Raw genomic sequence first — 4,970 nt, 5'->3', positions numbered from 1 at the left:
TGGCTTTGTAAAGCCGTTTGTCTCCACCCGCGTAGCGGGTGGTTTAAAGCTGGCCGCTGCGCGGCCAGCAGACTAAAGTCTTGAAATCAAAAAGAGCCGGTCGAGCAAACGCTCGATCGGCTCACAAACTTTCCCTCAGCTTACGGTCCCGAGAGGTTGTCCGAAGGCCCGACCGCCGAGAGGGGTTTCTTCTGAGCGATCCCGCAGCGCGAAGCGCGAGGACCAGCGAAGAAGAAACCCCGCAGGCGGTCGGGCCGGTGGGAGGGATGGCCTTTCGACCTACTCTTTTTCGACCGCGCGCATGATCGCCTTGTAGATCTCCATCAGCGGAATGATCAGGAAGGCAAGGCCCAAGGCGGCGATAACGCCCTTAAGCTCAAGCGTCACGGGGCCAAAGAACATCTCGGCAAGCGTCGGCTGCACGGTCACGATAACCGTCAGCACCAGCGCCAGCGCAGCCGAAGCCCAAAGCCACTTGTTCTGCTTCTTCATGCTAAACAGCGACGCACGACGGCTGCGCATATTGAAGCAGTGGAAAATCTCGACCATGTTGAGCGTGATGAACGCCATCATCACGCCTTCCTCGTCGGCATTGCCGGCGATCATATCGGCGATGTGGATGTAGCCCATGTCAAAGTACACGCCCACAAAGAAGCTCGCCAGCACCAGCACGGTGATGATCAGGCCCTGGACCACGCAGTCCAGGCCCATGTGACCGGCAAAGACGCCGTCCTTGGCGTTGCGCGGCTTGCGCTTCATGATGTCGCCCTCGGCGTCCTCCATGCCCAGCGCGAGCGCGGGGAAGCAGTCGGTGACCAGGTTCACCCACAGCAGCTGCACCGGCTGGAAGATGGTAAAGCCGATGAGCGTGGCGATGAACACCGAGAAGACCTCGGCAAGGTTGGCCGAAAGCAGGAACTGGATGACCTTGCGGATGTTGTCGTAGATGCGACGACCTTCTTCGCAGGCACCGATGATGGTGGCGAAGTTATCGTCGGCGAGCACCATGTCGGCAACGTTCTTGGTGACGTCGGTACCGGTGATGCCCATGCCCACGCCGATGTCGGCGCGCTTGATGGACGGGGCGTCGTTGACGCCGTCGCCCGTCATGGCGACGATCTGGTCGCGCGACTTCCAAGCCTCAACGATGCGGGTCTTGTGCTCGGGCTGAACGCGGGCGTACACGCCGTAGTCCTCGATGTGCGCGTCGAGCTCCTCGTCGCTCATGCGATCGAGGTCGGCACCGGTGATAGCCTGGCTGCGATCGGCGACGATGCCCAGCTGCTTGGCGATGGCCACGGCGGTGTCGATGTGGTCGCCCGTGATCATGACGGTGCGGATACCGGCGTCGTGCGCCTCGCGGATAGCGTCGGCCACCTCGGGACGGACAGGGTCAATCATGCCGGACAGGCCGCAGAAGACTAGGTCGTGCTCGAGCGCAGCGGGGCTGCAGTCGGCGGGAACCTCGGTGTAGGTGTGGCTCGCCAGCGCCAGCACGCGCAGGGCCTCGTCGGCCATGGCTTTGTTGGCTGCCACGAGCTCGGCGCGGCGCTCCTCAGTCAGCGGAACGACCTTCTCACCGTCATAGATGTGGGTGCACAGGCCGATCACCACGTCGGGCGCGCCCTTGGTGTACTGCTCGTACTCGCCGTCCAGGGTCTCGACGACCACGGACATCATCTTACGGCCCGAGTCGAACGGGGCCTCGCCCACGCGCGGGTGCTCGGCAGTCAGGCCAGTAAGACCAGCCTTGCCGGCATCGTTGACGAGTGCGCACTCGGTCGGCTCGCCCACGGCCTCGCCCAGCTCCTCGTCCCACTGGGCATCGGAGCACAGCGCCATGCCGGCCAAGAACTTTTCCTTGGGCGCAGCGAGCTCGTGCTTGACGACGGTCATCTTGTTCTGGGTAAGCGTGCCGGTCTTGTCCGAGCAGATGGTCTGCGTGCAGCCGAGCGTCTCGACAGCAGAAAGCTTGCGGATAATCGCCTGGCGCTTGGCCATCTTGGTCACGCCGAGCGAAAGGACGATGGTCACGACGGCGACCAGGCCCTCGGGGATGGCGGCGACGGCGAGCGAGACGGCGACCATAAAGGTGTCGAGCAGGGCAGTCGGGTCGGTAAGGACGTTACCCACGCCGTGACGGATGATGTCGACGCCAAAGATGACGACGCAGATGACGATAACCATGATGGTAAGGATACGGCTGAGCTCGGCGAGCTTCACCTGCAACGGCGTGAGCTCTTCCTTGGCCTCGGCCAGGGCGCCGGCAATCTTGCCCATCTCGGTGTCCATGCCGGTGCCGACCACGACGGCGCGGCCACGGCCGTACACAACGGTGGAACCCATGTAGCACATGTTCTTGCGGTCGCCGAGCGGCACGTCGTCGGCGCCCGCGGCAAGCTCGATCACGTTGGCGTGCTTCTCGACCGGCACGGACTCGCCGGTGAGTGCGGCCTCTTCGATCTTCATCGTGGCGCTCTCGAGGACGCGGCAGTCGGCCGGGACCGAGTCGCCCGCCTCGAGCATGATCACGTCACCGGGCACGAGCTCGGCGCTCGGCAGGTGCACGAGCTTGCCGTCGCGCAGCACCTTGGACTGCGCCGCGCTCATTTCCTGCAGGGCCTCGAGGGCCTCCTCGCTCTTGGCTTCCTGGACCACGCCCAGCACCGAGTTGACGATAACGACGAACATGATAATGGCGACGTCGGCAAAATCGGGCTCGCCCTTGACCATGCCCGTAAGTGCGCTGATAACGGCGGCAACGATCAGCATGATGACCATGGGGTCGGCCATCTGCTCAAAGAAACGCTTCCATAGCGGCGTCTTCTCGGCTTCCTCGAGCTTGTTAGGGCCTGTCTTGGCAAGGCGCGACGACGCCTCGTCGTTGCCCAGGCCGAGGTTCTCATCGACACCTTGGTCGCTGAGCACCTCCGCCGCGGCGGACAGGTATTCCTTTTGCATATAGAGTCCCCTCCTGGGATTCGGGCCACTCAGCAGATTGATGCCCGATCATAATTCCCAGGAGAAGGGCAAGGGCTCATCAAGGCTGCCGTGCTGAGCGGCAGTTGATAGTGGAGCTATGGTACCCCAAAGCGACGCGTCTAGCCAAAACATTCCATCTGGAAACACGGCACAGGCGCAACGGTGCAGACCGTGTGATGTTCAACATTGATAAAACGTTTTTTCTTCGGCGCATCATCGAACTAAAATATCGCCCAGATAGCAGCGGTTAGAACGGTTGGTAAAGTTTTTGCATATACCGTTTTTCCGCAAAAAATGAACTTCTAATTCGGCATACGGTCGATTTTTTGGGGTATTCGGTCGGCATTTCGTTATAATCATCTCAGTTTTATTTCTTATGGTTTATCTATCAGCGCAAGACGATGTCAGATGGAGGTCTGAATGTACAAGCGCACCAAGATTGTATGCACCATGGGTCCCGCCTGCGATAGCGACGAGACCATCCGCGAGATGATCAAGGCGGGCATGAACGTCGCCCGTTTTAACTTCTCGCACGGCTCCTACGACGAGCACCACGGTCGCATCGAGCGCGTCCGTCGTATTTCCAAGGAGCTCGGCATGCCCGTCGGCATCCTGCTCGACACCAAGGGCCCCGAGGTCCGCACCGGCCTTTTGGTCGACGGCAAGAAGGTTGCCGTCAAGACCGGCGACAAGATCGTCGTCACCGCTCAGCCCACGTCCGAGGATTTCCACGGCACCGCTGAGCACATCTCCCTCGACTACCTGGCTCTGCCCTCCGAGGTCGAGAAGGGCTCCCTCATCCTGATCGATGACGGCCTGGTTGCCCTCGAGGTCGAGTCCGTCGACGGCCAGGACATGACCTGCGTCGTTAAGAACGACGGCCTGATCGGCGAGCGCAAGGGCGTCAACATGCCCAACGTCAACATCTCGCTGCCCGCCATCACCGAGCGCGATCGTCAGGACATCCTCTTTGGCCTGACCGAGAACATCGACTACATCGCCGCTTCCTTCATCCGTGACGGCGAGTCCGTCCGCGGCATCCGCGAGCTTTGCCGCGAGAACGGCGGCGAGCACGTGACGATCTTCCCGAAGATCGAGTGCGCCCTGGGCGTCGAGAACTTCGACGAGATCCTCGAGGCTTCCGACGGCATCATGGTCGCCCGTGGCGACCTGGGCATCGAGATCAAGCCCGAGCTCGTTCCCCACATCCAGAAGGAGATCATCGCCAAGTGCAACGCGGCTTACAAGCCCGTCATCACCGCTACGCAGATGCTCGACTCCATGCAGCAGAACCCGCGCCCGACGCGCGCCGAGGTTGCCGACGTTGCTAACGCCATCTACGACGGCACCGACGCCGTTATGCTCTCTGGCGAGTCCGCTGCCGGTAAGTACCCGGTCGAGGCCGTCAAGATGCAGGCCAGCATCGCTCTCGAGACCGAGAAGTACCTCCCGGCCCACGCTCCGCTCGAGGTTCCGGCTGACGCTCACGGCACCCGCGTTGTCAACAACGTTGTGGGTATGTCCGCTGTGAACATGGCTACCACCGTTGGCGCCAAGTGCATCACCGTGCCGACGACCACCGGTCGTACCGCTCGCCTGATCTCGCACTTCCGTCCCAACATGCCGATCTGCGCGTTCTCCCGCCACGAGTGGGCCGTCCAGCAGATGATCATGTACTGGGGCGTTATCCCGCACCAGGCCGAGATTACCCAGGGCACCGTCAACGGCACGATCGTCAAGGCGATCGAGACCGCTAAGGAGCTCGGCTACGTCGAGGCCGGCGACCTGACCGTCGCTACCGCCGGCGATCCCCGCATGAGCGTCCAGCTCGAGGACAAGGTCTCCTCGACCAACGTCGCTTACGTCGCTCAGGTGCGCTAAATCGCACTTGCAAGCAGACTTGCATCAGAACCACCCTTAAAAAGGGTGGTTTGCTCTTAGGGTATAACCCACGGGCCCCGGGCTCGCGTCTAAAGGCGCGGGCCCGG

Annotated in this window: 2 protein-coding genes; one reads left to right on the top strand and one right to left on the bottom strand. The window is 61.8% G+C overall.

All coding sequences use genetic code 11. The annotated features are described in order from the left end of the window. Positions 1–279 precede the first annotated feature (279 nt). On the bottom strand, positions 280–2,961 hold the full coding sequence (locus tag I1M21_RS09655) for a cation-translocating P-type ATPase (RefSeq protein ID WP_195193392.1): 2,682 nt from the start codon (positions 2,959–2,961) through the stop codon (positions 280–282). Positions 2,962–3,402: 441 nt separating this feature from the next. Between I1M21_RS09655 and pyk the strand changes: the two genes are divergently transcribed. Beyond that, complete coding sequence (gene pyk / locus I1M21_RS09650) at positions 3,403–4,863, top strand: pyruvate kinase (RefSeq protein ID WP_099432613.1); 1,461 nt, start codon at positions 3,403–3,405, stop codon at positions 4,861–4,863. Positions 4,864–4,970 lie beyond the last annotated feature (107 nt).

This window comes from Collinsella aerofaciens (genome assembly GCF_015546965.1).
Taxonomy (GTDB): Bacteria; Actinomycetota; Coriobacteriia; order Coriobacteriales; family Coriobacteriaceae; genus Collinsella; species Collinsella aerofaciens_X.
This window is presented reverse-complemented; position numbering and strand designations above follow the sequence as displayed.

Excerpts from the sequence above, each read along its gene's own strand:
- I1M21_RS09655 (WP_195193392.1), bottom strand. The coding sequence starts at position 2,961 with ATGCAAAAGGAATACCTGTCCGCCGCGGCGGAGGTGCTCAGCGACCAA.
- pyk (WP_099432613.1), top strand. The coding sequence starts at position 3,403 with ATGTACAAGCGCACCAAGATTGTATGCACCATGGGTCCCGCCTGCGAT.